Annotated in this window: 20 protein-coding genes and 2 pseudogenes; 13 read left to right on the forward strand and 9 right to left on the reverse strand. The window is 63.2% G+C overall.

Annotated elements, in window-relative coordinates:
* Window positions 1–576: 576 nt before the first annotated feature.
* Window positions 577–1,542, reverse strand: coding sequence for a LysR family transcriptional regulator (locus U5A67_RS24865; RefSeq protein WP_205985093.1), 966 nt, complete (start codon window positions 1,540–1,542; stop codon window positions 577–579).
* A 205-nt stretch (window positions 1,543–1,747) separates the two neighbouring features.
* Here U5A67_RS24865 and U5A67_RS24870 point away from each other — a divergent pair, with 205 nt between their 5' ends.
* The 5 genes from U5A67_RS24870 to U5A67_RS24890 are packed head-to-tail and all read left to right on the forward strand — an operon-like array spanning window position 1,748 to window position 7,026.
* On the forward strand, window positions 1,748–2,935 hold the full coding sequence (locus U5A67_RS24870; RefSeq protein WP_321816338.1) for an FAD-binding oxidoreductase: 1,188 nt from the start codon (window positions 1,748–1,750) through the stop codon (window positions 2,933–2,935).
* Window positions 2,936–2,976: 41 nt separating this feature from the next.
* Window positions 2,977–3,741 carry an electron transfer flavoprotein subunit beta/FixA family protein gene (locus tag U5A67_RS24875; RefSeq protein WP_321816337.1) on the forward strand — a complete coding sequence of 255 codons (765 nt, stop codon included), beginning with the start codon at window positions 2,977–2,979 and terminating at the stop codon, window positions 3,739–3,741.
* Between the two features lie 2 nt (window positions 3,742–3,743).
* On the forward strand, window positions 3,744–4,694 hold the full coding sequence (locus U5A67_RS24880) for an electron transfer flavoprotein subunit alpha/FixB family protein (RefSeq protein WP_321816336.1): 951 nt from the start codon (window positions 3,744–3,746) through the stop codon (window positions 4,692–4,694).
* Entirely contained in the window at window positions 4,691–5,356 is a 666-nt protein-coding gene (locus U5A67_RS24885) for a HutD family protein (RefSeq protein WP_321816335.1), read from the forward strand. Before U5A67_RS24880 ends, U5A67_RS24885 begins: the two co-directional genes overlap by 4 nt.
* On the forward strand, window positions 5,347–7,026 hold the full coding sequence (locus U5A67_RS24890) for an electron transfer flavoprotein-ubiquinone oxidoreductase (protein ID WP_415767931.1): 1,680 nt from the start codon (window positions 5,347–5,349) through the stop codon (window positions 7,024–7,026). The genes U5A67_RS24885 and U5A67_RS24890 overlap by 10 nt, the downstream gene beginning before the upstream one ends.
* A gap of 10 nt (window positions 7,027–7,036) precedes the next feature.
* Here U5A67_RS24890 and U5A67_RS24895 read toward each other — a convergent pair whose 3' ends face one another.
* The 5 genes and pseudogenes from U5A67_RS24895 to U5A67_RS24915 form a co-directional block, all read right to left on the reverse strand.
* Complete coding sequence (locus tag U5A67_RS24895; protein ID WP_321816334.1) at window positions 7,037–7,510, reverse strand: VOC family protein; 474 nt, start codon at window positions 7,508–7,510, stop codon at window positions 7,037–7,039.
* Between the two features lie 37 nt (window positions 7,511–7,547).
* The gene (locus tag U5A67_RS24900; protein ID WP_321816452.1) at window positions 7,548–8,699 is read right to left on the reverse strand and encodes an efflux RND transporter periplasmic adaptor subunit; all 1,152 of its coding nucleotides are present in this window, start codon (window positions 8,697–8,699) and stop codon (window positions 7,548–7,550) included.
* A 64-nt stretch (window positions 8,700–8,763) separates the two neighbouring features.
* A complete protein-coding gene (locus tag U5A67_RS24905; RefSeq protein ID WP_321816333.1) occupies window positions 8,764–9,339 on the reverse strand; it encodes a lipid-binding SYLF domain-containing protein in 576 nt (191 codons plus the stop codon).
* A gap of 146 nt (window positions 9,340–9,485) precedes the next feature.
* Complete coding sequence (locus tag U5A67_RS24910) at window positions 9,486–10,613, reverse strand: histidine kinase dimerization/phospho-acceptor domain-containing protein (protein WP_321816332.1); 1,128 nt, start codon at window positions 10,611–10,613, stop codon at window positions 9,486–9,488.
* A 30-nt stretch (window positions 10,614–10,643) separates the two neighbouring features.
* Window positions 10,644–10,859 (reverse strand): annotated as a pseudogene (locus U5A67_RS24915) (winged helix-turn-helix domain-containing protein); the annotation flags it as partial.
* Here U5A67_RS24915 and U5A67_RS24920 point away from each other — a divergent pair.
* The 5 genes and pseudogenes from U5A67_RS24920 to U5A67_RS24940 form a co-directional block, all read left to right on the forward strand.
* Window positions 10,843–11,072: pseudogene (locus U5A67_RS24920) on the forward strand (porin); the annotation flags it as partial. The pseudogenes U5A67_RS24915 and U5A67_RS24920 overlap by 17 nt on opposite strands.
* A 207-nt stretch (window positions 11,073–11,279) precedes the next feature.
* Complete coding sequence (gene bfr, locus U5A67_RS24925) at window positions 11,280–11,756, forward strand: bacterioferritin (RefSeq protein WP_205985108.1); 477 nt, start codon at window positions 11,280–11,282, stop codon at window positions 11,754–11,756.
* A 249-nt stretch (window positions 11,757–12,005) separates the two neighbouring features.
* Window positions 12,006–13,430 (forward strand): RAD55 family ATPase, encoded by a 1,425-nt coding sequence (locus U5A67_RS24930; protein WP_321816331.1) that lies wholly within the window; start codon window positions 12,006–12,008, stop codon window positions 13,428–13,430.
* A 67-nt stretch (window positions 13,431–13,497) separates the two neighbouring features.
* Complete coding sequence (locus tag U5A67_RS24935; protein ID WP_321816330.1) at window positions 13,498–13,884, forward strand: response regulator; 387 nt, start codon at window positions 13,498–13,500, stop codon at window positions 13,882–13,884.
* A 163-nt stretch (window positions 13,885–14,047) separates the two neighbouring features.
* On the forward strand, window positions 14,048–16,276 hold the full coding sequence (locus U5A67_RS24940; protein ID WP_321816329.1) for a GAF domain-containing protein: 2,229 nt from the start codon (window positions 14,048–14,050) through the stop codon (window positions 16,274–16,276).
* Here the strand turns inward: U5A67_RS24940 and U5A67_RS24945 are convergent.
* The 3 genes from U5A67_RS24945 to U5A67_RS24955 all read right to left on the reverse strand — a co-directional run bounded on the left by U5A67_RS24945 (window position 16,269) and on the right by U5A67_RS24955 (window position 20,031).
* Window positions 16,269–17,123 carry a CoA ester lyase gene (locus U5A67_RS24945; RefSeq protein ID WP_321816328.1) on the reverse strand — a complete coding sequence of 285 codons (855 nt, stop codon included), beginning with the start codon at window positions 17,121–17,123 and terminating at the stop codon, window positions 16,269–16,271. The two genes, U5A67_RS24940 and U5A67_RS24945, sit on opposite strands and share 8 nt — an antisense overlap.
* 173 nt (window positions 17,124–17,296) lie before the next feature.
* Window positions 17,297–18,979 (reverse strand): class I adenylate-forming enzyme family protein, encoded by a 1,683-nt coding sequence (locus tag U5A67_RS24950; RefSeq protein ID WP_321816327.1) that lies wholly within the window; start codon window positions 18,977–18,979, stop codon window positions 17,297–17,299.
* Window positions 18,980–19,068: 89 nt separating this feature from the next.
* The gene (locus U5A67_RS24955) at window positions 19,069–20,031 is read right to left on the reverse strand and encodes a cyclase family protein (RefSeq protein ID WP_205985116.1); all 963 of its coding nucleotides are present in this window, start codon (window positions 20,029–20,031) and stop codon (window positions 19,069–19,071) included.
* Window positions 20,032–20,323: 292 nt separating this feature from the next.
* On the opposite strand from U5A67_RS24955, the gene U5A67_RS24960 reads away from it, so the two are divergent.
* Genes U5A67_RS24960 through U5A67_RS24970 form a run of 3 tightly spaced genes read left to right on the forward strand, consistent with a single transcriptional unit; the run spans window position 20,324 to window position 26,185 of the window.
* Window positions 20,324–22,027, forward strand: a complete 1,704-nt coding sequence (locus U5A67_RS24960; RefSeq protein ID WP_321816326.1) for an AMP-binding protein — start codon at window positions 20,324–20,326, stop codon at window positions 22,025–22,027.
* Window positions 22,024–25,323, forward strand: coding sequence for a carboxyl transferase domain-containing protein (locus tag U5A67_RS24965; RefSeq protein WP_321959747.1), 3,300 nt, complete (start codon window positions 22,024–22,026; stop codon window positions 25,321–25,323). The genes U5A67_RS24960 and U5A67_RS24965 overlap by 4 nt, the downstream gene beginning before the upstream one ends.
* A 37-nt stretch (window positions 25,324–25,360) precedes the next feature.
* Window positions 25,361–26,185 (forward strand): crotonase/enoyl-CoA hydratase family protein, encoded by an 825-nt coding sequence (locus U5A67_RS24970; RefSeq protein WP_321816324.1) that lies wholly within the window; start codon window positions 25,361–25,363, stop codon window positions 26,183–26,185.
* Window positions 26,186–26,192: the final 7 nt, after the last annotated feature.

Below are 26,192 nucleotides of genomic sequence, written 5' to 3' on the forward strand. Positions count from 1 at the left end.
TCGAATTTCTTAAGGCGTTGGCATTTCCTTGTTTTCGTGTCGGTCTATTAGCGTCGCCCCTGTGCGGGGCGGCACCTACTTTTCTTTGCAGCGGCAAAGAAAAGTAGGCAAAAGAAAGCCGCTACAAACGCCAGAATGACGCAGTCCACAAACCGCCTTTTAGGGGGAATGGTATAGGAGCATCCGGTCCCCCGCGCCATACCACTGAGTGACAAGGCGCCCGCCCACCCGGGGGCGCTGCGCGCCCCGAGGGGCATAACCGCAAACCGAAGGTTTGCTGGTTTCACCGGCAAACCCGACCGTTGCGCGCGCAGCGAGCAACGGGATGAATGACGGCTTTGTCACTACCTATGAAGGTGCGAGGTGACGGATGCCCCTACACCATTCTCCCTTAAAGGCTGGTTGTGGACCGCGTCACATTGGCGGTGTGAGCGGCTTTCTTTTGCCCACTTTTCTTTGCCGCTGCAAAGAAAAGTAGGTGCCGCCCCGCACAGGGGCAACGCTAATAGACCGACACGAAAACAAGGAAATGCCAACAAACAAAAAACACAAGCCAATACCAACACCAAAAAAAACCTAAACCAAAGCATCCTCAGCCAAAAACGGCAAAGCACGCGCAAGCGCAGGCTTAATAGTCCCATCAACCACGCGCCGAGTAAGCGTAACAATTTCCTGCCCAAAAGCTTCCCATTCCCCTTGCCGATGCAGCAAAAAGAAATCCCTACGCCCAAGCCGCCCAGCAGGCAAAGGAAGCACCGCAATATCAGGCAAATAATGCCGAGCCTGCCACAAACAAAGCGGCGTCGAGATAGCAAACCCAAGCCGCGCAGCAACGAGACTCAACAGCGGATCGGTAGCATCAAACTCAAAGCGCCGCGGGCTATTAATCCCAAGATGCCGCGCATACCGCTCGACCTGCTGCCCAATCACGGACCGCGCCGTATAGCGGATCATAGGCATCTCGAGCGCCAGCGTGCGCCAATCCACACCAGGCCGCTCCGCCAGCCATGCCCGCGACACCACCACAACAAAAGCCTCAGAAAACAGCGGCACCTCGACAATCCGCGCATCGTTAAGCGTCGTCTGCGTACACACCGCCAGATCCAGCTCACGATCGTGCAACTGCTTGCTCAACCCCGGCGTCAAGCCGGACCACAGCGCGATTTGCCGAGCCGTCCCCGACACCGCCCGGATCAACTCCGGCCCCACCGTCGCCGCAAACGAATCGACACAGCCCAGCCGCACCGGCAAGGTGCCCGCATGAGAGGCATCGCCAATCCGCGTACTCACCATCTGCGCATGCTCGAGCAACGCGCCCGCCAATTCCAGCAACGCCCGCCCCGCAACATTGGGCCGCGGCGGGCGGCTCTCGCGATCGAACAGCGTCACGCCCTGATCGCGCTCCAGCGCGGCAATCGCCTGGCTCACGGCGCTCTGGCTCACGCCCAACTGTTTCGCTGCGCCCGTCATCGAGCCGGTCTCGCACACCGCGAGAAATGCCTGCAAGGCGTTCAGATCGATAGGCGCCTGGGTGCGTCTCATGTCGACTCCAAGGGAAAGACCGGCGAAACGGCCAGCTAAAGAACCGGCAATCACGCACCGCGCTGGACATCATCATGCCGCGCCAGGCAACGCTTTCGCCGAGGATGAGCAATTGCACTCGTCGTCCATAAGTTTGCCTAATACAAAAAAATGGCGCAGCACCCGGTCCCAGAATGCGTTCCATCGTCCACCCACTGGGGGCCCCATGAGCCACTATGACTATGTCGTGATCGGCGCCGGCGTGATCGGCACGTCCGTTGCCCATCATCTCGCCGCGCTCGGCGCGAAAAGCGTGCTCGTCGTCGATCAGGGCACGATCGGCGCCGGCACTACCTCGCAATCGTCCGGGCTGCTGCGCACACACTATTCGGTGCGCCAGAACGTCGAACTCGCCCGCGCGTCCTGGTGGGCGTTCAATAATTTCGCCGATTATCTCGGCGACGATGAAGCGTCCTGCGGTCTCGTCAAATGCGGCTATATGATCGCCGCCCCCGAAGGCGACAAGCTCGATCCGCTCGCCGCTTCGCTGCGCGCGCAGCAGGACATGGGCATCGAAGTGCAGCTGCTCGACCGCGCACAAGCGCACGAACGCCTGCCGATCGCCACGTTCGACGACGCCGCGCTGATCGGTTTCGAGCCCGAAGCCGGTTTCGCCGATGCCTATCTCGTGGCAACGAGTTTCGCGCGCTCGGCCCGCCACCGCGGCGTGAAGATCATGGAGAACACCCGCGTGACCGGCGTGATCCGCGAAGGACGTCGCGTCGTGGGCGTCGATACCACCGCCGGGCGCTTTAGCTGCGGCACGCTGATCAGCACGCAGAACATCTGGACGCCGGAACTCGCCGGCTGGATCGGCGTGGATCTGCCGGTCAAGCCCGAGCGCCATACCGTGCTCGCGCTCGAATGCGACGCCGCGCCCTACACCTTCGCCATGCCCGCGTTCAAGGATCTGGGTTCGGCCGGCATGCTGTATTTCCGCAGCTACGGCGGCAGCCAGATGCTGGTTTCCGAAGGCGTCGTGGGCGACACGCTCAACGCACCCGAAACCGAGCAAGGCGATATCTCGCTCGACTATGTGGCCGAAGTCGGCGCGCAAGTGGCCGAACACTTCCCGGCTTATGAAACGGCGGGCCTCGCGTCCTCGTGGACCGGCGTGTACGACGTGACGCCCGACTGGAACCCGGTGCTCGGCAATGTCGCCGACGTGGAAGGTCTGACTGTGGGCTTCGGTTTCTCCGGGCATGGCTTCAAGCTTTCGCCGGGCATCGGCAAGTTGCTCGCGCAACATGCGCTGGGCCTGCCAACCGATGTTTCGCTCGAACCGTATGCGCTTTCGCGTTTCGCGAGCGGCCAGTTGCTGACCGGCAAATACGGTCTGGGCGCGGTGTCGTAAGCCCACGAAACACGCCAGCATTTCGCACACAGGAACCGACCATGACTCTCCGCATTCTCGTGCCCGTCAAGCGCGTGGTGGACCCGAACGTACGCGTGCGCCTGAGCGCCGCCGGTGCCATCGATACGGCCGGGCTGAAGATGTCGCTCAACCCCTTCGACGAATGCGCGCTCGAAAAAGCGCTGCAACTGAAGGAAGCCGGCGTGGCCACACATGTCACCGTGCTCACGTGCGGCCTGCCCACGCATCAGGACGTGCTGCGCACCGCGCTCGCCATGGGCGCCGACGATGCCGTGCTGATCGACACCGACGCCGCCACCGCCACGCTCGATTCGCTCGCCGTTGCGCGCCTGATCGCCGCGCATATGAGCGAAGCCGATTACGGCCTCGTGCTGTGCGGCAAGCAGGCGATCGACGGCGATATCGGCGGCGTGGCGGCCATGCTCGCGGCGCTGCTCGGCTGGCCGCAGGCGCTCAACGCCAGCGCGCTCGACGCCGCCGACGGCGGCTGGCGCGTGAGTTGTGGCGACGACGCAGGCACGTCCATCTGGCAACTCGACGGTCCCGCCGTGGTGAGCGCGGATCTGCGTCTCGCCGATCCGCGCCGCGTCACCTTGCCGAGCATCGTCAAGGCGAAGCAGAAGCCGCTCGCCACGCGCGACGCTGCGGCCGCGCTCGATGCACAAAGCCGCGTGGTCGCGCTCAATGATCCGCCCGTGCGCGAGCCTGGCGTGAGGGTCGAAGGTATCGCCGCGCTGCTCGATGCGCTGGCCGGTCAACGTGTATTCGAAACCACAGGAGCATGACGATGAGAACGCTGGTTCTGGCCGATGACGAAATCGGCAACGCAGGCGCAATTGCCGATGCCACCTTGCGCGTGATAGGCGCGGCTGGCGCGCTGGGGCGACCCGTCGATCTGCTGGTATTCGATGCGGCGAGCGCCACTGCGGCGGCGCAAATCAGCGGCGTGGCGCGCGTGCTGCAGGCCTCGGCCGGTGTCGCCGATACGCTCGCGCCCGAAACCGTCGCCGCGCAATTGCAGGCGCTCGCCCCGCAGTATTCGACGGTTCTCGCGCCGCATCGCGCACGCGGCCGCGCTGCGTTGCCGCGCGCGGCGGCGCTCACGGCAGGCGCTTTTCTCGCCGATGTCATTGCGCTGCGCGGAGATGGCCAGTTCGTGCGCGGTCTTTACGCGGGCAGCGTAATCGCTACTGTTGCGAGCGCAACGACCTGCACCTTTGCCACGGTGCGCCCGACATCGTTCGCGCCTGTGGCGGCGAATGGCGGCGCGGCGGAAATCGTCGCCCTCGCGCCGCTGGCGCCGTTCACGCGCACACGTCTGATCGAGCGCCGCGCCGCCGAACAAAGCGGCCAGGACCTGGGCAACGCGCGCGTGGTGATCGCAGGCGGACGCGGCGTCGCATCGGCCGACAACATGACGCGTCTGGGCAAGCTGGCCGATACGCTCGGCGCGGCGCTTGGCGCTTCGCGGGCCGCCGTCGATGCCGGCTACGCGCCCAACGCGGCGCAGGTCGGCCAGACCGGGCGCAGCGTCGCGCCGGATGTCTACGTCGCTTTCGGCATCTCAGGCGCGATCCAGCATCTGGCGGGCATGAAGGACGCGAAGTTCATCGTCGCGGTGAACAAGGACCAGGATGCGCCGATCTTCTCTGTCGCCGACGTGGGCCTCGTGGGCGATCTGTTCGATGTGGTCGGCGCGCTGGAAACGCGCATTGCGGGCTCGGAGTCGCGCACATGACTGCCCGCCTGCTCGCAACATCGCCCGCTGCTGTCAACAGCGCAGAAGCCACTCAAAGCGCCGACGATGCAACAACCGCCGTGCGCTTCATCGACTGCACGCGCCTGGTGCCGAAACCCTGGGCGAACGGCGGCGGCGTGACGCGCACACTTGCGCGCGGGCCGCAGCAGCATGGCGCGGCGGCGTGGCGCGTGAGCATCGCAACGCTCGACGGCGCCGCAAAGTTCTCGCAGTTTCCCGGCTACGATCGCACGCTGCTGCCCATCGACGACAGCATGATCGACCTGCGTTCGCAGGACGGCCAGTTGCTAGCACGTGCGGGCCAGCCTGTGCATTTTTCCGGCGATCTGCATGTGTGGGTCAATCTGCCCACGCGCCCCGTGAACGTCCTCAACGTGATGTGCAAGCGTGGCGTGACGCGCGCTCGTGTGAGCGTGGCTGCGCATTCGTTGCGCGTCACGCCGGCCTCGACGCATCTGCTGGTGAGCCTCGCTGGGCAATGGAGCGTCGAGAGCACGCTGCTGCGCGGCGTGACGCTGCCGCCGCTGCACGCGATGTGGATCAGCGGCCGCCCCGAGGAACTGGCGCTGCGGCCTTCCGGTCCGGGCGCGCAACTGGCCTCGATCGCCATCGATGCCGTGACGGAGGCCTCATGCCGATGACGACGCAGGCGCTCGTCGAGCAATACGGCCCACGCGAGTCGATGGAATATGATGTCGTGATCGTCGGTGGCGGCCCCGCCGGGCTGTCGGCGGCCATCCGCCTGAAGCAACTGGCTGCCGAAAAAGGCGCCGATATTGGCGTGTGCGTGCTGGAAAAAGGCTCTGAAATCGGGGCGCATATCCTCTCGGGCGCGGTCATGGACCCGCGCGCGCTCACCGAACTCTTCCCCGGCTGGAAGGAGCAAGGCGCGCCACTGGACGTCCCCGTGACGGAAGACAAGTTCCTGTTTCTCTCGGAAACGGGCGCGAAGGCCGTGCCGAACTGGGCGCTGCCCGACAATTTCAAGAACCACGGCAATTACGTGATCAGCCTCGCGAACGTGACGCGCTGGCTGGGTCAACAGGCCGAGGCGCTCGGCGTCGAGATTTTTCCCGGCTTTCCGGCCGCCGAAGTGCTGTTCAACGACGATGGCTCGGTCAAGGGCGTCGCGACGGGCAACATGGGCGTCGGCAAGGATGGCGAGCCGACCGAGAATTTCCAGCTCGGCATGGAGTTGCACGCCAAGTACACGCTGTTCTGCGAAGGCGCGCGTGGGCATCTTGGCCGTCAACTGAACGAAAAGCTGAAGCTGGGCAAGGACGCCGATCCTCAGGTTTATGGCATCGGCATCAAGGAACTCTGGGAAATCGATCCCGCGAAGCATCAGCCGGGTCTGGTGATCCATACCGCTGGCTGGCCGCTGGAGAGCGATACCTACGGCGGCTCGTTCCTGTACCACATCGACAATAACCAGGTGATGGTGGGTTTTGTCGTCGGCCTGGCTTATACGAATCCGTATCTGTCGCCGTTCGAGGAATTCCAGCGCTACAAGACGCATCCGGCGATCCGCCAGTATCTGGAAGGCGGCAAGCGCGTGTCGTACGGCGCGCGCGCGATGACTGCGGGCGGTCTGATGTCGCTGCCGAAGCTCGTGTTCACGGGCGGCGCGCTCGTTGGCGACGATGCGGGCTTCCTCAACGCCGCGCGTATCAAGGGCAGCCACGCGGCGATCAAGACCGGCATGCTGGCTGCGGAAGCCGCGTTCGAAGCCGTTCAGGCGGGCCGTCAGAGCGATGAACTCGCGGCTTACCCGGAAGCGTTCAAGAAGTCGTGGCTGCACGAAGAGTTGTACAAGGCGCGCAACTTCAAGCAATGGATGAGCAAGGGCCTGTATCTGGGCACGCTGATGGTCGGCATCGAGCAGAAGCTGCTGGGCGGCAATGTGCCGTGGACGCTGCATCACCAGCATCGCGACAACGAAATGCTGAAACCCGCGTCGCAGTGCAAGCCGATCGAGTATCCGAAACCTGACGGCAAGCTCACGTTCGACCGCCTCTCGTCGGTGTTTATCTCGAACACCAATCATGAAGAGAATCAGCCCGCGCATTTGACGCTGAAAAACACGACCGTACCGATCAGCATCAATCTGATTACCTACGCAGGCCCGGAGGCGCGCTTCTGCCCGGCCGGCGTCTATGAATTCGTGAAAGACGATTCAAACGCCGATCGTCTGCAGATCAACGCGCAGAACTGCGTACACTGCAAGACCTGCGATATCAAGGACCCGACGCAGAACATCGTCTGGGTCACGCCGGAAGGCGGCGGCGGACCGAACTATCCGAACATGTAAGCCGCCGATATCACGCAGCCGCCGCGCGCTCGATGCCAGCGATATCGATTTTCTTCATCTGCATCATCGCTTCCATCGCGCGGCGGCCCACTTCCTTGTCTGCGTGTCTGACCAGTTCGAGCAGGCGCTTCGGCGTGATCTGCCAGGCAAAGCCCCAACGGTCCTTGCACCAGCCGCAGGCCACTTCCGTGCCGCCATTGCCAACGATCGCATTCCAGTATCGATCGGTTTCTTCCTGATTGTCGGTCAGCACCATGAAACTCGTTGCCTCGCTGGGCTTGTAGTTCGGCCCGCCATTCAGTCCTACGAAACGTTTTCCGAGCACGGTGAATTCCACCGTCAACTCGGCGCCCTGACCAATGCCTTCGATAGGCGAAACGCTCTTTGCATCGACATGACTATCGGGAAAGGTTGCCGCGTAGAATTCGGCCGCCTCGCGCGCGCGGCCTTCGTCGAACCACAGGCACGTCATCATTTCTGCCATTGCGTTCTCCTTTGGAATTTGACCGGCGCTTGCGAGCCTAACCTATATTCGCAGGCGCGCCGTTTGCCAGATTCGCGGTGGCCGGCGGTATCGGCACAGAATTCGCTTTCACGCGGGCACCGTCGATCAGCGTAACGATGCTGCCGACAATAACACGATCGCCATCCTTCAGGCCGGAACGGATCAGCCATGCGCTGCCGGTCCACTCGCCGGGTTCGACCGGACGCTTACGCGCCCGGCTATTGCTATCGACGATCCACACATAGGCGCCGCGCGGGCCCTCGCGCAATGCATTCTGCGGCACGGCAATTGCGTTGGCGCGCGTCGCGCCCAGCAGCTTGACGCGGACAAACTGGCTGGGGCGCAGCGAACCGGCGGGATTGGGAATTTCCGCCCGGATCAGATAACTTCGAACCTTCGGATTGCGTTCGGTATCGGTGAACGTCACCTGGCCGCGTTGCGGATAAATGCTGCCGTCGGCAAGCACCACGACCGCGTCGAGTTTACCGGCTCCGGGCAGCAACAATGCACTGCCTTGCATCTGCGCACGCAGATTCATTAGATCGTCAGCCGATACCGAAAAGTTGATCCACAAGGGGTCGAGTTTGATGGCATAGGAAAGCAGCGCGCCGTCCGGATTGGAAGACGCGACTGGCGCTTTTCTCACACGACTTGCCAGCGCGCTAACCGGCGAAATAGCGGTGGTGAAGCCCAGATTGCGTCGAGCGGCTTCAACCTTCTCGCGCGCGATTTTCACGGCAGCAGCCGCTGCGCGTTCCTCCTCGATTGCCTCGTCGAATACCCGCAGGCTTAGTGTGTTTTTCATGGCGAGATTGCGCAGTCGATCCACCCTCGCATGGGCAAAATCAAGCCGCATACCTGCGTGCACATAGTGTTCATTTGCCGTTTCCAACGCGACTTCGTAGCGCGTTTGATCGACGAGAAGCATGGCACTGTCGGCGCGTTCCCCTTCTCCCGCACGGTAGATGCACTTCTTTGAAAGTCCGCTCACGCGCGCGCTGATTGCGACGCGTTGCGTCAATTCTGTCTGACCGATGTAATCGAGAATGACAGGAATATTGCGCGGACGAACGGTGATGACATCGGCCACCGAACTGTCCCGCACCAGAATTTCTAGTGCGCGCTGATCGTGACGGCCAGCAAAGAGCAGCACGCTCAAAGCAATCACGACGATCAAGCATTGCGCTATTCGAGCCATCGGCAATCTCAGACCGGAACCGGATCGCGCGCCGTCAATTCGACAGCCGCGTGATCTTTTGCGCCTGCAATCCCAGACCGGCCATCAATCCTTTTTGGCCGAATACGAATGCGTAGACGTCGGACCGAAGCGTGGTAGTCGACACATCCTTCGCCATGCCTACGTCGATAATCGCCACCGTTGGGCCAGTGCCAATCGATAACCCTCCGGTGCTCTGCAAATAGCTGAGCGCCGCAGGACTCATCAAGATCATCGCTTCCGAAAACTCCTGTGCGCCGGCCTGAAGCCCGTAAGTGAGCGATGTCGCGTTGTAGTAGCCCATCACCGTGCCATCGGGTCTAAGCAACACACCGTCGCCGCCAGCGGCGCCGACAATCAGGCCGCCTTTCAGCACATCGGGAAAGATAAGGATGGCGTTTGCATGGCGGGCTAGTTGCTTCGCTTTCGGCGAGGAGGCATAAAGCAATTTCAGCGGGTCCCGCGCGTCGGACGCCAGCTTTCCGTGCGGATTGAGTCCGATCGCGGATGGGTTATCCCCCATACTCGTGCAAGCCGACATCAATGAAAACAACAACACGAAAATCGCGTTTCTTATTACGTTTAGATTCACTGCCTATCTCCGGACTTTGGCGGGGATAAAACCGGTTCAAACAATCGGCAGGCTGACCTTCGCCCGCAAACCATGCGGTGTGTTCGGCATCAGCTTCAGCGTGCCGCCGCGCTGCTCGCTCTGCGGTCCACGTCGAAAAGGCTGTTTTAAAAGCGGCAGCAAAGCTTCGGGCACGCCGCAACTTGGTCCTCGACATCGACAATCACGAAGCCGTTCGCCACACGCGTTTTCACGGCAAGCCCAACGCGGCCGTATACCGCCGCGTTCGTCAGCAGGTTCGTCAAAAGACGCTGCATTCCGGTGGGCCGAAACGGGAATCGCGGCAACGAAACCAGCGACAGTTCAAAGCTGTAGCCCAGTCCCGCATAGTCTTGCGCCAGACGTTCGATCAAGCCGTTCAGATCGCCGGTTGTGGCGGCCTCGCTGCCCCAGCCGCGCGCGAAATCGACAAATTGCTGGACGATCAGGTCGATCTCATCGATAAAGCGTTCGGCGCTTTCCAATGGATAGTCCACCGACTCCGGCGCGGAAACCACCATGCGCAGTTTCGTTAGTGGCGTGCGAATATCGTGCGAAATGCCGGCGAGCATTTCGGCGCGTGTGGTTTCCAGTTCCTGCAGCGTAGAAGTCATCCGATTGAATGCGCCCGCAACCATCTCCAGTTCGCACGGTCCTTTGATGTACATCGTTTCGGGCCAGTTACCGCGTTCGATCAATCCTGCCAGATGAGCAAGCCGCAGCAGAAATCGTTCAACGGGACGATGAATCAAAAATGCGAACAAGGCGGGAAACGTCGCCACGCTCAGGATCAGGCAGATTAAGGTCCACGAAAGACTGGGAATCGTATTCGGCGCACCCGCCAGCAGCATCCAGTAGTGGCTATCGGCGACATTCAAGCGAACCCAGATACGCCGGCCCTCATCGCGGCCAATCAGAATCTGATCTTTCGAGCCCAGTTCGTACGACAACTGCGCAATGAATCTGCGCGCGACAGCGTTTGCCGGGAATGTGCTTTCATTGACCACCGTCGGCACCGCGTTTTGCTCTACGCCGTTAAACGCGAGAAGTTGCTGCTCGCGCTCGGTTTCGGATAGCGCAGCAAGCAGCTGGGTGACCGTGGCAATCTGCGATGCCGTCAACAATGCAGCCGCGTCGATTCTCGGGCGCTGCACGAAAAACAGGTAAGCGGTCAGCGCGAACGCCTGGCTGACCAGCACCAGCGCAACCAATGCGAGCGCATTACGGACCAGCAACGATCGATACCAGAATGACATGAGCCTTCTCCGGCAGGCGTGCGCTGGCGATCAGGACTCGAACTTCGCAACCAGCATGTAACCCACGCCCCAGACCGTGCGAATCAGGCGCGGGGATGAGATTTCCGCTTCGATAATCTTGCGCAGGCGTAGCACCTGGACATCGACGCTCCGTGAACTCGCCTCGTAATCGCGCCCGTGCGCGCGCTCGATCGGGTTTTCGCGGCTGACGGCGCGATTAGGCGTTTCCGCCAGCGGCAACAACAGCCCGAAGTGGCACACGTTCATGCTGGGCACCGATTACGCTTTCAGCAAGCGCACCGACGTCTATGCCGCCGCGGTTTATCAACACGCATCGGGATGCTCGGCTATAGCGCCGATGGCACGGCCATCGCGAACGTAGCCGCTATCAATACGCTCACGCCTTCGCCAACGAACAATCAGGTCGCGGCCACGATCGGCCTGCGTCATCGTTTCTAAACATACGGCACTGGACGCATAGAGGGACCGAGTCGAATTTGCGGTTTGCGCGCATGAAACCGGGTTCGGGAAAAAAGAATGCATCTCGTTGCCACTCCCATTCATGCGCTGTGGCCGCAGAGTGACTAAGCTCCTGCTATGCGTCCCGTCGAAGCCACACCAAAGGTCTGATAAATCAAGGTCTGAATAATCGATCTGGAGAGAGTCATGCAATCCGATCCCAAAGTCATCGCCTATCTGAACGCCGAACTGAAAAACGAACTCACGGCGATCAATCAATATTTCCTGCACGCACGGCTCTATAAACACTGGGGCTTAACGGCGCTGGGAAAACATGAGTATGACGAATCGATCGAGGAAATGAAGCACGCCGACAAACTGATCGAGCGTATTCTCATGCTCGACGGCTTGCCAAATCTGCAGGACCTCAGCAAGCTGCTGGTGGGCGAAGACGTGAAAGAGGCGCAGGAATGCGATCTCAAGCTCGAACGCATCGCGCAGGCGCAATGCAAGGAAGCCATTGTTTATTGCGAATCGGTGCGCGATTTCGTTTCGCGCGAAATCTTCGTCGAAATTCTCGACGATACCGAAGACCATATCGACTGGCTCGAAACACAGCTTGGCCTGATCGATAAGGTTGGCCTGCAAAACTATTTGCAGTCGAGCATGGGTTCGCCCGACTGATTCACATCCCGTCATTGCTCTCTCGCTGCGCCCGCGGCCCGAAGCCACTGCACGCTTCGGGCCAGTCGAATGCAAGCGCCACGCAAGCGCCAGTCGCCATGAGCTGGCCCTTTGCCGCATAATGCTGGTTCGGAACCGTCGGCAGGCGCAGCAGCCCGCACGACGTCCGTTTCCTTGGCTTCCCCGCTGCGAAGCGCGCCAGATCCTGCCGGCCAGCCGGCTATTCTCTTCGACGAATCAGCTCAAGCGATGCATCAGACTCTGACGCGGTTGCATAGTGATGTACCCGGGCTCGACCCCATTCTGAGCGGCGGCCTGATTGCCGGCTCGGCGTACATTCTTCAGGGGCGGCCAGGCGCCGGCAAAACCATTCTCGCCAATCAGATTGCCTTCGCCCAGGCGAAGCAAGGCGGCAAGGTTCTCTACATCACGCTGCTGGCCGAATCGCATGATCGCCTGTTCCAGTCGCTGTCGGCGCTCGAGTTTTACGATGCCGAACTCGTCGGCAAGGAAGTCACCTATCTGAGCCTTTTTCGCACGCTGCGCGTCGATGGCCTGAGCGCGCTCGTCGATCTGCTGCGCAAGGAAATGGCGCGCCAGGGCACGACGATGCTGATTCTCGACGGCCTGCTCAACGCGCGCGAAAGCACGCATAGCTCGCTCGACGTGAAGGCATTTGTGGCTGAACTGCAAGGCCATGCCTCGTTCAGCGGCTGCACCGTGCTGTTCCTCACCAGCGCCCGCATCGACGAATCGAGCCCCGAACACACCATGGTCGACGGCGTGTTGCAGCTCGAGGAAGAGCTGTTTGGTTCGCGTACCGTGCGGCGCATGCGCGTGTCGAAATCGCGTGGCAGCGCGTCGCTCGGCGGTTTGCATCACTACGAGATCAGCGATGCGGGGATCACCGTGTTTCCGCGGCTCGAATCGCTTTATAGCCGCCCCGTTGGGCAAGATCACGCACCGAGCGAGCGGGTTTCCTCGGGCGTCGACGAACTCGATATTCGCATCAAGGGCGGTTTGCCCGCATTTTCGGCTACGGCGATCGTCGGGCCTGGCGGTAGCGGCAAAACCAGTTTCGGCCTGAATTTCCTGCGCCTCGCGACGCCGGAAGAGCCCGCGCTGCATTTCGGCTTCTACGAAACACCGGCGCGTCTGACCAGCAAGGCGGCCGCGCTTGGCATCGATATGGATGCGCTGGTCGCCTCCCAGGCCCTGACCGTGCTCTGGAATCCGCTGACCGAAAACGTCATCGACAACCTCGCGTATCAATTGCTCGATGCGGTGCGGGCACGCAACGTGCGCCGACTCGTGATCGACGGTCTGGCGGGCTTCGCGCGGGCAAGTGTCGACCATCACCGCTTCACCGAGTTTCTTGCCGCGCTGACCAACCAGCTTCGCGTCATGGATGTGACGACGGTTTGCACGTGGGAAACCAAGGAATTGAGCGCCACGGCGATGAACATGACCTCGCCGGAGGCGCTGAGCCTGTTCGATAACGTCATCGGCATGCAGCTCGAAGAAGCCGACGACGCGCTGTATCAAAGCATGAAGGTCATCAAGATCAGGGACAGCGCGTTTGCGCCGGCGCTGACCAAGCTCATTATTCCGAATGCCGCTTCGGTGTTGGTCAGGGATACCAGCGTGGCAGTTTCCGACAAACCATCCCGCTGAAAGCAGTCGCCGCCGCATGGCTGGATGAGCCCGCAGGGCTCGCGGCAGGGAACGAGAGTGAGCCGGAATGACGACCATCGTTGTAGTCGACGACGAAACCCTGATAACTGATTTTCTCGCCTTCTTTCTGGAAGACGCGGGCTATATCGTGCATGTCGCCCGCAATGGCGTGGACGGTCTCGACCTGATCGGCCGCGTCGTACCCGACGCCGTCATCACGGATTACATGATGCCGGCCATGTCGGGCCTCGAACTGGCGCGCGCGCTCAAGGCCAATGTGGCGCTCGCCCATATTCCGGTGATTCTGTCGAGCGCGGCGCTGGGCGCGTCGGCGCGCGCGCATCCCGCGCTGTTCGCCGCGATTCTGGATAAGCCGTATCCGGCGCAGAAGTTGTTGCAGACGTTGAGTGGGTTGCTGGCCGCGAAAGACGGCGCCGATCACGACCGCCAATAACTCACCAGCAGCCACAAGCAGCCGCCAGCCTTGCCCTGACTCCCGTCGCGCGCCGCGCCCTCTGCTGCACAATCAAACTGGCAATCCGCCCCCGCTTCACGGACAATACGCGGAACATTACGGCAGGCCTTCCACCGGACACCAGCGCGGACACCCTCACCAAGTGGACAAGCCCGAGATCAACGAAATCGTCGCCAACTGCGACAGCGAGCCCATTCACCTGCTCGGCCGCATCCAGCCGCACGGCGCGTTGCTGTGTTTCGACACGCAAGGCCGCCTGATCGCGCGCAGCACCAACGCGCTCGCCTGGCTGGGCGCCGTGCCTGAAATCGGCGAGACGATTACCGACGCGCATCTGAGCCCGCTGTCACGTCAGACGATCCGCGCCGCGCTGGCCGATCGCGAGATGACGAGCGAAAGCGTCGAGTGCAAAGGCGTCACCGGCGAGCGTTTCGATCTGATCATGCACTGGTCCGGCGACACGCTCGTGGTCGAATTCGAGCAGATCAGCCTGAAGTCGCCCGCCGCCACGCAATTCGCCTTGTTCGCACAGCGCGCAATCCAGCGCCTGCAGGCCGCGCATCACGGCGATGTACCGCAATTGCTGCAGGCCGCCGCCGAAGCGATCCGTGCGATGACCGGCTTCGACCGCGTGATGGGCTATCGCTTCATGGCCGACGGCAGCGGCGAAGTCATCGCCGAAGCCAGGCGTGACGATCTCTCGCCCTACCTCCAGCAGCGCTATCCCGCCAGCGATATTCCGCAGCAGGCGCGCCGCCTTTACGTGCTCAATCCGATCCGCCAGATCGCCGATGTCAACGCGGAACCGGTGCCCATCGTGCCGTCCGCGCATCCGCACACGGGCGTGCCGTTCGACCTCAGCCATTCGGTGCTGCGCAGCGTCTCGCCGATTCACCTCGAATATCTGCGCAATATGGGCGTGGCCGCGTCCATGAGCGTGTCGATCGTGCGCGACGGCAAGCTCTGGGGCCTGTTCGCCTGCCATCACATGTCGCCGTATCGCGCGTCGCATGCCGTGCGCCTTTCGTCGACGGTGCTCACGCAGGTGGTGTCGATCCTGATCGCGCAGATCGAAGCGCAGCATCGCGCCGAAGCCGATCGCCGCATTCACGAACTGCGCACGCGCATCGCGGGCGAACTGGCGCAGGCCGAATCGCCGCTCGCCGGTCTCGTGGGCGCCGCGCCCGAAATCGCCGCGCTGGTCGATTGCGAGGCCGTGGCGCTGGTGGTGGACAACGAAGTCGTGATGCGCGGCAAAGCCACCACGGCAAGCCGCGAAACCCTGCTCGAACTCGCGCAGCACGTGGCGAACACGCGCGTCGATCAGTTCGCCAGCAACTGCGTGAGCGATTCGCTGCCCGAGCCGATTGCGCAAGGGCTGGCCGCCGGGCGCGTGGCGGGCTGTCTCGCGATCCAGATGCTCGGCGACAGCCGCATCACCATCGTCTGGCTGCGCGACGAACTGGTCGAAACGATTCACTGGGCCGGGCCGCCCGACAAGGTCGTGGCGCAAGGCCCGAATGGCCCGCGCCTGACGCCGCGCGGCTCCTTCGAAGTCTGGAAGCAGACCGTCACGGGCCGCAGCCGCGACTGGACCGAATTCGATCAGCTCGCCGCACGCGAACTGCGCTCGATCCTGCAGGAAATCGCGCTCGTGCAGATGCGCGAATCGGAGCGCGCGCGTACGACGCTGCTCGCCACGCTCGGCCACGATCTGCGCGATCCGATCCAGACCATCAACATGGCGATGCTGCTGATGGGCCGCGGCCTCGCGTCGGGCAACGATACGGTCAAGCGTGTGGAAGGCTCGACGCGGCGCATGCAGTCGCTGATCGGCTATATCCTCGACGTGAGCCGTATCCGCTCGGGCATGGGTCTGGGGCTCAAGCGCGTCGATGTCGGGCTACGCGAATTGCTCGAATCCGTCGCGGAGCAGACGCGCCTTGCGCATCCCGGCATGGCGCTCGACATGCAACTGGCCGACGATCTGGGCAACGCGCACATCGACCCCGACCGCCTTGCGCAAGCGCTCGCGAATCTGCTGGGCAATGCGCGCAAGCACGGCGACGCGCGCACGCCGGTCACGCTCACCGCCACGCTGGCGAACGGCGAGCCGTGCATCGAAGTGCGCAACGGGCTGCGCGAGCGGCCGGCCGTGCCGTTCGAACGTCTGCTCGATCCGTTCAAGAGCGGCTCGCTCGACAACCCCGCCAATCGCGGCGGTCTGGGACTCGGGCTGTATATCGCGCAGGCGATTGTGAAAGGCCACGACGGCGCGCTCACAGGCACCTTCAGCGACGATGAAGCGATCATCCGCATCGTGCTGCCGCGCGAAGCGGCCGGGCAACGCGCGAACGATACGGCTAGCTGAGCGCAGCCGCCAGCGCCAGAATCCGTTGCGCGCGCAACAACACGGGTCGATCCACCATCTTGCCATCGACGGTAATCGCACCGGCTTCGGCATGATGCGCGGCTTGCGCCACGCGTGATGCCCACGCCAGTTCCTGTTCGCTCGGCCGATAAACGCCGTGTACAGCCTCGATCTGCTTCGGATGAATGCAGAGCTTCGCGCCAAACCCCAGCCGCTTGCCGTTGAGCGCATCGCGCCCGATGCGCGCGTGATCGTCGATATCGGGCGTGACGCCGTCGATCGGCGTGTCGATATCCGCTACGCGCGAGATCAGCGCTAGCTGGCTGCGATAGTGATTCAGCGGTTCGCCATCGTCGGGCATGGCCATATCGGCGATGAAATCGAGCGTGCCGAACATCAGCCGCCGCACGCCTGGCGCTTTCGCGATCGCCATGGCGTTCCACATGCCCTGTGCAGTTTCGATCAGCGGATAGATGCTCACGCGGCGGCGCGTGATGGCGATCGTGGCTGTCACGTCCTCGGCGCTTTCGGCTTTCGGCAGCACGATGCCCGCCACGCCATCGAGCGCGCCCAGCTTCGCGTCTTCTTCGAACCACGGCGTCGTGCGCGCGTTGATACGCACCAGCACGCGATGCTCGCGCGAAACCCAGTGCGCGATATGCTCGCGCGCCGCCGCTTTGGCGGCAGGCTCGACCGCATCTTCGAGGTCGATGATGACCGCATCCGCACCGCTCGCCAACGCGCGCGCGAAGCGATCCGGGCGGCTGCCCGGCACGAAGAGATACGACTGCGGTGAAAACGCGCTTTCGCTTTTCGTCGCGTCGCTGAACGGCAAATCGGTATTCACGCCTGGCTACTCCCGCGCGCAAGGCGCACAACTCAATGACGCATTACAGCGCGGGATCACAACGATCGGCAACTATCGATTAACTCTGCCCGGCATAGCTCGCGCCTATTGCCTGCTTTGCCTTGCGAAGCCTCGCATGGCAGCGGGCAGAGTTGGCGCCCCCGTGACCGCCACTATCCTCGCAACTCCCGCCGCAGAATCTTCCCGGTCACGGTCTTGGGCAATTCGTCGATGATCGCAACGATGCGCGGATATTTATACGCCGCCATCCGCGCCTTGCAGTACTCGACCAGTTCTTCGGGCGTCGCGCTCGCCTGCGGCTTCAGGCTCACCACCGCCTTGACGGTTTCTCCGCGATAACTGTCTGGCACGCCCACCACAGCGGCCTCGCGCACGGCCGGATGCGTGTAAAGCACATCTTCCACTTCGCGCGGCCAGACCTTATAGCCGCCCGCGTTGATCATGTCCTTCTTGCGATCGACGAGATAAAACCAGCCGTGCTCATCCATGAAGCCCACATCGCCGGTGCGAAAGAAGCCGTCGACGATCGCTTTCGCACTCTCCTGCGGCTTGTTCCAGTAACCCGGCACGACCATCGGCCCGCGCGAAATGATTTCGCCCACTTCGCCCGCTGGCAGCGGCCGCCCCATATCGTCGCCGATATACGACTCCACGTTGAACGCCGGCACGCCAATCGAGAGCGTGCCCGAAGACGCATCGACCGGCGCATCGCGGCCAACCGGCACGACATGCGTGGGCGAATTCGTTTCGGTGAGGCCGTAACCGTTGTGAATGTAATGGCCAAAGCGCGCGCGAAACGCCTCGATCACGCTCGGGGGAATGGGCGCGCCGCCGGAATAGATGCGCCGCATCGAAGCGAAATGCTCGCGGGTCGCCCGCGGGTCGTTCATCAGCGCGATAAATACGGTGATGGCGCCGATGGTGAATTCGGGCTTGTGCTCGGCGATGGCGTCGAGGATCACGCCCGGTTCGAAGCGGTATGCCAGCACGAGCGGCGCTGCGCAGATGAACGCCGCGCCCACGTGGCCAACCAGCCCCGTGATGTGAAAGAGCGGCGCGACGCCGAGGATCGGCGCGCCTTCGCGCAGGCCCACCCAGTCGCGATACACCTGCGCGTTGAAGGCCACATTGCCGTGCGTGTTCATCGCGCCTTTAGGCACGCCCGTGGTGCCCGAGGTGTAGACAAACATCGCGATGTCGTTGCCTTGCAGTTCGATGGGCGGCGGCTTCTGGCCACTGTGCGCTGCAATCGCGGTGGCGAAATCTTCCGCACCTGCCTGTGAGATGCCTGCGGTGGCAGTGGCGGCATCGGCGCGCGTCATGCCCGCGAAGAGCCGCGCGTCGTTACGCGTCTGATATTCGAGCGCTGATGTCGTCATCACGTGCGGCTTGAGCGTGTCGTCTTCCGCCAGCAGCGGCAGCACGACATCGTCGTAAAGCGTGCCGTGGCAGACGAGCACGCGCGCAGCAGAATCGGCGAGCAGCACGCGCAGTTCGCGCGATCGGTTCATCGGATTCACCGGCACGGCAATCGCGCCGATCTTCCACGCCGCGACCAGCGCGATCACGAATTGCGGCACATTCTGCAAATAGATCGCGACGCGGTCGCCGCGTGCAAGGCCGCGTTCGAGCCACGCGCAGGCGAGTGCATCGGACTGCTGATCAAGTTCGGAATAGCTGATCGCACCGTCGAAATACAGCAGCGCGCGGGTGTGCGGCGCGCGCGCGACGGCTGCACGAAACAGGCTCAAGGCATCCGGGTAGTCCTGGTTTATCGTCGCCGTGTGGCCGCTCGCGTAATGGGCGAGCCACGGTTTGCTGGCATAGGGCGTCATGTGCGCTCCGGCGGGAAATCTACGCGAAGGGGACGGCGCGCGACGGGAACACCGCGCGCCGCATCGACATCACGAAGGCGATGCTACGCCTACTTCACCACCACCGGATTCACCGGCGCGCCGCTGCCGCCCACGACCTTGAGCGGCGCGGCGGTATAGAGGAAGGTCCATTGGCCGTCATCGGCGCAATCGGCGGCGAGCGGGTCGAGTTGCGCGATCTCCGTGAGCGTCACGCCCAGGTTGCGCATCAGCGCGTTATGCAGCGGCAATGCCACGCCCGAATCGGGGTCGATGGTGACTTCGTTCGCGATGGTGTCGGTCACGAGATTCGGAATCTCCATCTCGTGGAACCATTGCACGAGTTCGCGGCTATGCGTGAGCCCCGGCTCGATGAAATTCTCGTAGAACTTCGCCTGGTCGCGTTCGTAGAACGAGCCGATCCAACCCGTGCGAATCACGAGAATATCGCGCTTTTCGATGCTCACGCCCTGCGCTTTTGCGGCCGCCAGCAGGTCTTCGTGCGTGAAGGTTTCGCCCGGATCGAGCACGTCCTTGCCGCGATGACGCGCCATGTCGATCAGCACGCCGCGCCCCACCACGCCGCGCTCGGCGATGGGCAGCACGCTGGCCTTGTCGAGTCCGCCGATGGTCGATTTCGCGTCGTAGCCGTTCCAGAGCTGATCGTCGTACCAGACGTGGCCGAGCGCGTCGTACTGCGTCGAGCCTTGCAGATACATGATCATCATGTCGTCGGCATATTCGGCGAGGCCCGGGAAAAGCGGACCTTTTCCGCACATGTAGTGCCCCTTGTCCATCACGTTCATGCGGCGCGCCTGCGAACGTCCCGGCCAGACCGGATCGCCCTTGGGGTGGCCCATCTGGATCTGCAGCGTGAAAGTCTTGCCCGAGCGCACCGAGGCCACGCCGCGCAACACCTCGGCCTGCGTCAGATAGTTGAGCGAGCCGACTTCGTCGTCGGCGCCCCACTTGCCCCAGTTCTTCGGCGAATCCTGCAACAGCTCGGCCACTTCAGGAACGTTCTTCGACTCCATGCGTTGTCTCCTTTCTTCTCACGTTGAGGGTGATGCAAAGGGCACTGCAGAAAAAGCTGCACTAGCAAGGACACGAACGCCGACGGCGTCCGGAATTTGAAAACAAGGGGTATCGATACAAATCGCACGATCGTTCTTTAAAGTCAACCGGGACAAACCGCAGGCGCGCGAAGCGGCAATCGTGCACATCATGGATGGCCGGCCACGTCAGGCACTTTTCCGCATTTCCCGTAGGCAACTTCACGCCGCGATTCGCCGCGCATGGCGAACCGCCGAACCCGCGAGACGTCCGATGAACGAACGCGAGTATCTGGAGCATCTGCACGGTCTGTGGGCACGCGCATGGCCGGCAGGCACGCCGCGCGAGCCGCAGTATCCGCTCGGCCAGCGGCCTTTGACGGCATATCTGCGCGAATGGGCGCGGCGCGATCCGCAGCGGCCCGCCCTGCACTTCTATGGCCGCACGCTAAGTTACGGCGAACTCGACACTCTGAGCGAGCGTTGCGCCGCGCTGCTCGCCGGTCTGGGCGTGAAGCCCGGCGACCGTGTGGCCGTGTTCATGCCCAACTGCCCGCAGATGCATATTGCGTTCTACGGCATTCTCAAACTCGGCGCGGTGCATGCGCCGGTGAGCCCGCTGTCGAAGGCGCTGGAGCTCGGTTATCAACTCAAGGACAGCGGCGCACAGGTGCTGATCTGCGCCGATCAACTGTTGCCCATCGTCGAACAGGTGCGCGATGAATGCGCGCTGCGCTCGGTGATTGCAACCGGCGTGGGCGAAATGCGCGGCCCGCAAACGGGCGACGATGCACCCATCCCGTTGCCGGATGTTGTGCTCGCAACCAAATGCGTGAGCGATAACGCTATCGACTTGCTGCCCGCACTCGCCGGCGTGCAACATCCCGCGCCGTCTTACGAGCCGCAACTCGACGATATCGCCGCGTTCAACTACACCGGCGGCACCACCGGGCTGCCCAAAGGCTGCATCCACACGCACGGCGACATGCTCTACACCTGCGCGAGCTTCATGCCCGTCGCGCTGCGCGCCGATCGCGACGCCATCTTCCTCAACTTTCTGCCCGAGTTCTGGATCGCGGGCGAAAACGCCGGTCTGCTGTTTCCCGTGTTCGCAGGCGCGGCACTCGTGCTGCTCGCGCGCTGGGACCCGCTCGCGTGGATGCGCGCCGTGCAGCACTATCGCGTGAGCCATTGCGGCATGCTGGTCGATAGTGTCGCCGATGTGCTCGATCACCCGCGCGTGCGCGAATTCGATTGCGGCTCGCTGCGCCAGGTGGGCGCGATCTCCTTCATCAAGAAACTGACGCGCGACTATCGCCGCCGCTGGCGCGATCTCACGGGCTGCACGCTCTACGAGTTCAGCTACGGCATGACCGAGACGCATACCTGCGACACCTTCACGCTCGGCCTGCAAACCGACGATGCCGATCTGCGCGAACAACCCACGTTTGTCGGTCTGCCGGTTCCCGGCACCGAGTTCAAGATCTGCGATTTCGCCAGCGGCGAGTTACTGCCGCCCGGCAGCGAAGGCGAACTATGCGTGCGTTCGCCCTCGCTGTTCAAGGGCTACTGGCAACGCGAAAAGGCCAGCGCCGAAGCGCTGCGCGACGGCTGGCTGCATACCGGCGACCTCGCCACCTTCACCGAAGAAGGGTTTATCCGCTATCTGGGACGCCGCAAGGAAATGCTCAAGGTCAACGGCATGAGCGTGTTTCCGAGCGAACTGGAAGCGTTGCTCGGCCAGCATCCGGCGATTCTGGGCAGTGCCGTGATCGGGCGGCCCGACGCGGCGCGCGGCCAGCAAGCGGTGGCGTTCGTCGTGCTCAAGCCGGGCAGCGGCGCGAATGCGGATGAACTCGCTGCATGGTGCCGCGCCTCGATGGCCGTGTACAAGGTGCCGGAAATTCGGTTGATCGACGCCTTGCCGATGACCGCAACCGGCAAGGTCAGGAAACAGGAACTGGACGAACTGCTGTGACGACATCTTCTGTGAAGCAACACGATGGCATTGGCGCTGTGCTGATTGCCAATCGCGGCGAGATCGCGATTCGCATTGCGCGCGCGGTGGCCGAAGCGGGTATGCGCAGCGTCGCCGTCTATGCCGAAGACGACGCCCGCGCGCTGCATGTGCGCCGTGCCGATCTGGCCGTGCCGCTGGCCGGACGCGGCGCCGCGGCGTACCTGAATATCGACGCGATCATTGCCGCGGCGCGCGAGCAGGGTTGCGACGCCGTGCATCCTGGCTACGGTTTCCTCAGCGAGCGCGCCGATTTCGCACAGCGTTGCGCGGATGCGGGCCTGCGTTTTATCGGCCCGTCGCCGGAGGTGTTGCGCACATTCGGCGACAAGGCCCGCGCGCGCGAACTCGCGGCGCGTTGCGGCGTGCCGCTCGCGGCCGGAACGAATCGCGCGACCACGCTGAATGAGGCGCGCGATTTTCTCGCCCAGCACGGCGCGATCATGGTCAAGGCGCTCGCAGGCGGCGGCGGGCGCGGCATGCGCGCGGTGCACGACGCGTCCACGCTGGACGAAGCCTTCGCGCGCTGCGAATCGGAGGCCCGCGCGGCCTTCGGCGACGGCGCGCTTTATGTGGAACGGCTGATCGCGCATGCGCGTCATGTCGAAGTACAGATCGTCGGTGACGGCGTGCAGGTGGGGCATCTGTGGGAACGCGATTGCAGCCTGCAACGTCGGCATCAGAAAGTGATCGAGATCGCGCCCGCGCCAGGCCTGAATTCAACATTGCGCCGCGCGATTATCGATGCCGCACTGACGCTCGCGCGCGCCGTGAATTATCGCGGTATCGGCACGTTCGAGTTTCTGGTCGATACGGCGCGCGGCGATTTCGTCTTCATGGAAGCGAATCCGCGCGTACAGGTCGAGCATTGCGTGACCGAGGCAATCACGGGCATCGATCTGGTGCGCGCGCAACTATCGCTCGCGCAAGGCGCAACGCTTGCCGATCTCAAACTGATCGACCCGCCGCCCGTGCGCGGCTTCGCTGTGCAGGCGCGTGTGAATCTCGAAGCGATGCAGCCCGATGGCAGCGCGCGTTCAGCAGGCGGCGTACTCAGCGCCTATGAGCCGCCCAGCGGCGCGGGTTTGCGCGTGGACGGCTACGGTTATACCGGTTACGCCACGAGCCCGAACTACGATTCGCTGATCGCCAAGCTGATCGCCCACGCCGACGATTTTCCTGCCGCCCTGCGCCGGGCCGCGCGCGCTTTAAGCGAGTTCAGGCTTGAAGGCGTCGCGTGCAATATCGGCTTTTTGCAGGCGCTATTGCAGCGCGCGGAATTGCCGGGTTACGACGTGGACACACGCTTCATCGAGCGACATATCGGCGAACTGCTTGCCGCTTCCGGCGATGTGACGCCGCCGCGCTTCTTTGCTGCGGAGCGTGCCGCGCCCGAAACATCGGCTATACACACGCACGACGCGCCGCCTGGCTGCGTGCCGCTCGTCGCGCCGGGTCAAGGCATGCTCGTGAGCGTCGATGTGCAGCCTGGCGACACCGTCGCCGTCGGCCAGCAGGTTGCTGTGCTCGAAGCGATGAAAATGGAGTTCGTCGTCGAGGCGACGCAAAGCGGCATCGTTCGCGTGGTGGCCGCACAGGCGAACGACACCGTATTCGAAGGCGCGCCGCTCGTCTATATCGAGCCCGCGGAAGTGGCTGCCGCGCAGATGCAAACCGAAGAAAGCCGCGATCTCTCGCACATTCGCGCCGACCTCGCCGAAGTGCTGGAGCGTCATGCGCTCACACGCGACGAGCGCCGTCCACAAGCCGTTGCGAAGCGCCGCAAAACCGGCCAGCGCACGGCGCGCGAAAATCTCGACGATCTGCTCGACGCGGACAGTTTCATCGAATACGGCGCGCTCGCGCTGGCCGCGCAACGCGGCCGCCGCCCGCTCGACGATCTGATCACGCAAAGTCCCGCCGATGGCCTGATCGCGGGCATCGGCACGATCAATGCACAGAGCGTGGGCGCGAAAGCGGCGCGCTGCATGGCCATCGCCTACGACTACACGGTGTTCGCGGGCACGCAAGGCATGATGAGCCACAAGAAAACCGACCGCATGCTACAGCTGGCCGAGCAATGGCGTCTGCCGCTCGTGCTGTTTGCGGAGGGCGGCGGCGGGCGGCCGGGCGACACGGATCACGTGGGCGTGGCGGGCCTCGATTGCCGGACCTTTGCGAGCATGGCGCGGCTCTCGGGTCAGGAGCCGCTGGTGGGCGTGGTGTCCGGCCGCTGCTTCGCGGGCAATGCGGCGCTGCTCGGCTGCTGCGATGTGATCATCGCCACGCGCAACACCAGCATCGGCATGGCGGGACCGGCGATGATCGAAGGCGGCGGTCTCGGCAAATTCACGCCCGAGGAAGTGGGCCCGACGAGCGTGCAGGCACCCAATGGCGTAATCGACGTGCTGGTGGACGACGAAGCCGCCGCTGTGCAGGCAGCGAAGCAATATCTCTCGTATTTTCAGGGGTCGATCGAAGCGTGGACTTGCGCCGATCAACGGCTGCTGCGCGAAGCGATTCCCGAGAATCGCCTGCGCGTGTACGACATTCGCCGCGTGATCGAAATTCTCGCCGATCAGGATTCGGTGCTGGAATTGCGGCGCGCTTTCGCGCCAGGTTTGATCACCGCATTGATTCGCATCGAAGGGAAACCATTCGGATTGCTTGCTAATAATCCCATGCATCTGGGCGGCGCAATCGATGCACAGGCTGGCGACAAAGCCGCGCGTTTCATGCAGCTTTGCGATACCTTCGGCTTGCCGCTGCTCTCCCTGTGCGATACGCCCGGTTTCATGGTGGGCCCGGAAGCGGAGAAACAGGCCACGGTGCGCCACGTCTCGCGCATGTTCGTCGCGGGTGCGAGTTTGCGTGTGCCGTTTTTTACCGTCGTGCTGCGCAAAGGGTATGGACTGGGCGCGCAGGCCATGGCGGCAGGCAGCTTTCACGCGCCGCTCTTCACGATCGCGTGGCCAAGCGGCGAATTCGGCGCAATGGGACTGGAGGGCGCGGTGCGTCTGGGCTACGCGAAAGAACTCGCCGCCATCGACGATCCCGCGCAGCGTCAGGCGCAATTCGAGCGCATGGTCGCCGATGCTTACCGCAACGGCAAGGCCATCAATATGGCGAGTTTCCTCGAAATCGACGGCGTGATCGATCCCGCCGAAACGCGTCGCTGGCTCATGCGCGGGCTCGATGCGAGCGCAGGTTTCGCCGATCGCGCGCAGCCGCAGCGGCGTTTTGTCGATACATGGTGAGCGCGCAACCAACCAATATGACCACAAAGGAAACCGCATGACCCAGGAGACCCACTCGCTGATCGACATCGCCATTGCAGACGGCGTGGCCGATGTTCGCCTGAATCGTCCGCACAAGATGAACGCGCTGAGTCCCGCGATGTTCGATGCGATTCTCGCCGCCGGCGAGCGCCTTGCGCGCGAAGCCGATCTGCGCGCCGTCGTGCTTTCGGGCAATGGCAACGCTTTTTGTGCAGGCCTCGATCTGGAGAGCATGGCGGCGCTCGATCAGGTCGGACGCAACACGCCTATCGTCACGCGCACGCACGGGCTGTCGAATTACGCGCAGCAGATCTGCATGCTCTGGCGCGAGGTGCCCGTGCCCGTGATCGCCGCTGTGCATGGCGTGGCGTTCGGCGGCGGGTTGCAACTCGCGCTGGGCGCCGATCTGCGCTTCGTCGCGCCCGATTCGCGGCTTTCGGTGATGGAAATGAAATGGGGGCTCGTGCCGGATATGGGCGGCATGGTGCTCACGCGCGGCCTCGTGCGCGAAGACCGTTTGCGCGAATTGATCTACACGGCGCGCGTGGTGTCGGCGAGCGAAGCGGTCGAACTGGGGCTCGCCACCCGCGTGAGCGACAACCCGCATGCCGAGGCATTGGCGCTCGCGCGCGAAATCGCTCAACGCAGCCCCGATGCGATTCGCGCTGCAAAACGCCTGCTGCACGTCGCCGCGCACGGCGATGCCGCTGCCACGCTGCTGGCCGAATCGATCGAACAGGAAGCACTGATCGGCGGCACGAATCAACGCGAGGCAGTCGCCGCGAACCTGCAGAAGCGCGCGCCGCGCTTTGCGCCGGCATCCGAACCGCCCCAATATTGATTGCGAG

This window comes from Paraburkholderia sp. J69-1, from assembly GCF_905220255.1.
Lineage (GTDB): Bacteria > Pseudomonadota > Gammaproteobacteria > Burkholderiales > Burkholderiaceae > Paraburkholderia.

Excerpts from the sequence above, each read along its gene's own strand:
- U5A67_RS24865 (WP_205985093.1), bottom strand. The coding sequence starts at position 1,542 with ATGAGACGCACCCAGGCGCCTATCGATCTGAACGCCTTGCAGGCATTT.
- U5A67_RS24870 (WP_321816338.1), top strand. The coding sequence starts at position 1,748 with ATGAGCCACTATGACTATGTCGTGATCGGCGCCGGCGTGATCGGCACG.
- U5A67_RS24875 (WP_321816337.1), top strand. The coding sequence starts at position 2,977 with ATGACTCTCCGCATTCTCGTGCCCGTCAAGCGCGTGGTGGACCCGAAC.
- U5A67_RS24880 (WP_321816336.1), top strand. The coding sequence starts at position 3,744 with ATGAGAACGCTGGTTCTGGCCGATGACGAAATCGGCAACGCAGGCGCA.
- U5A67_RS24885 (WP_321816335.1), top strand. The coding sequence starts at position 4,691 with ATGACTGCCCGCCTGCTCGCAACATCGCCCGCTGCTGTCAACAGCGCA.
- U5A67_RS24890 (WP_415767931.1), top strand. The coding sequence starts at position 5,347 with ATGCCGATGACGACGCAGGCGCTCGTCGAGCAATACGGCCCACGCGAG.
- U5A67_RS24895 (WP_321816334.1), bottom strand. The coding sequence starts at position 7,510 with ATGGCAGAAATGATGACGTGCCTGTGGTTCGACGAAGGCCGCGCGCGC.
- U5A67_RS24910 (WP_321816332.1), bottom strand. The coding sequence starts at position 10,613 with ATGTCATTCTGGTATCGATCGTTGCTGGTCCGTAATGCGCTCGCATTG.
- bfr (WP_205985108.1), top strand. The coding sequence starts at position 11,280 with ATGCAATCCGATCCCAAAGTCATCGCCTATCTGAACGCCGAACTGAAA.
- U5A67_RS24930 (WP_321816331.1), top strand. The coding sequence starts at position 12,006 with ATGCATCAGACTCTGACGCGGTTGCATAGTGATGTACCCGGGCTCGAC.
- U5A67_RS24935 (WP_321816330.1), top strand. The coding sequence starts at position 13,498 with ATGACGACCATCGTTGTAGTCGACGACGAAACCCTGATAACTGATTTT.
- U5A67_RS24950 (WP_321816327.1), bottom strand. The coding sequence starts at position 18,979 with ATGACGCCCTATGCCAGCAAACCGTGGCTCGCCCATTACGCGAGCGGC.
- U5A67_RS24955 (WP_205985116.1), bottom strand. The coding sequence starts at position 20,031 with ATGGAGTCGAAGAACGTTCCTGAAGTGGCCGAGCTGTTGCAGGATTCG.
- U5A67_RS24960 (WP_321816326.1), top strand. The coding sequence starts at position 20,324 with ATGAACGAACGCGAGTATCTGGAGCATCTGCACGGTCTGTGGGCACGC.
- U5A67_RS24970 (WP_321816324.1), top strand. The coding sequence starts at position 25,361 with ATGACCCAGGAGACCCACTCGCTGATCGACATCGCCATTGCAGACGGC.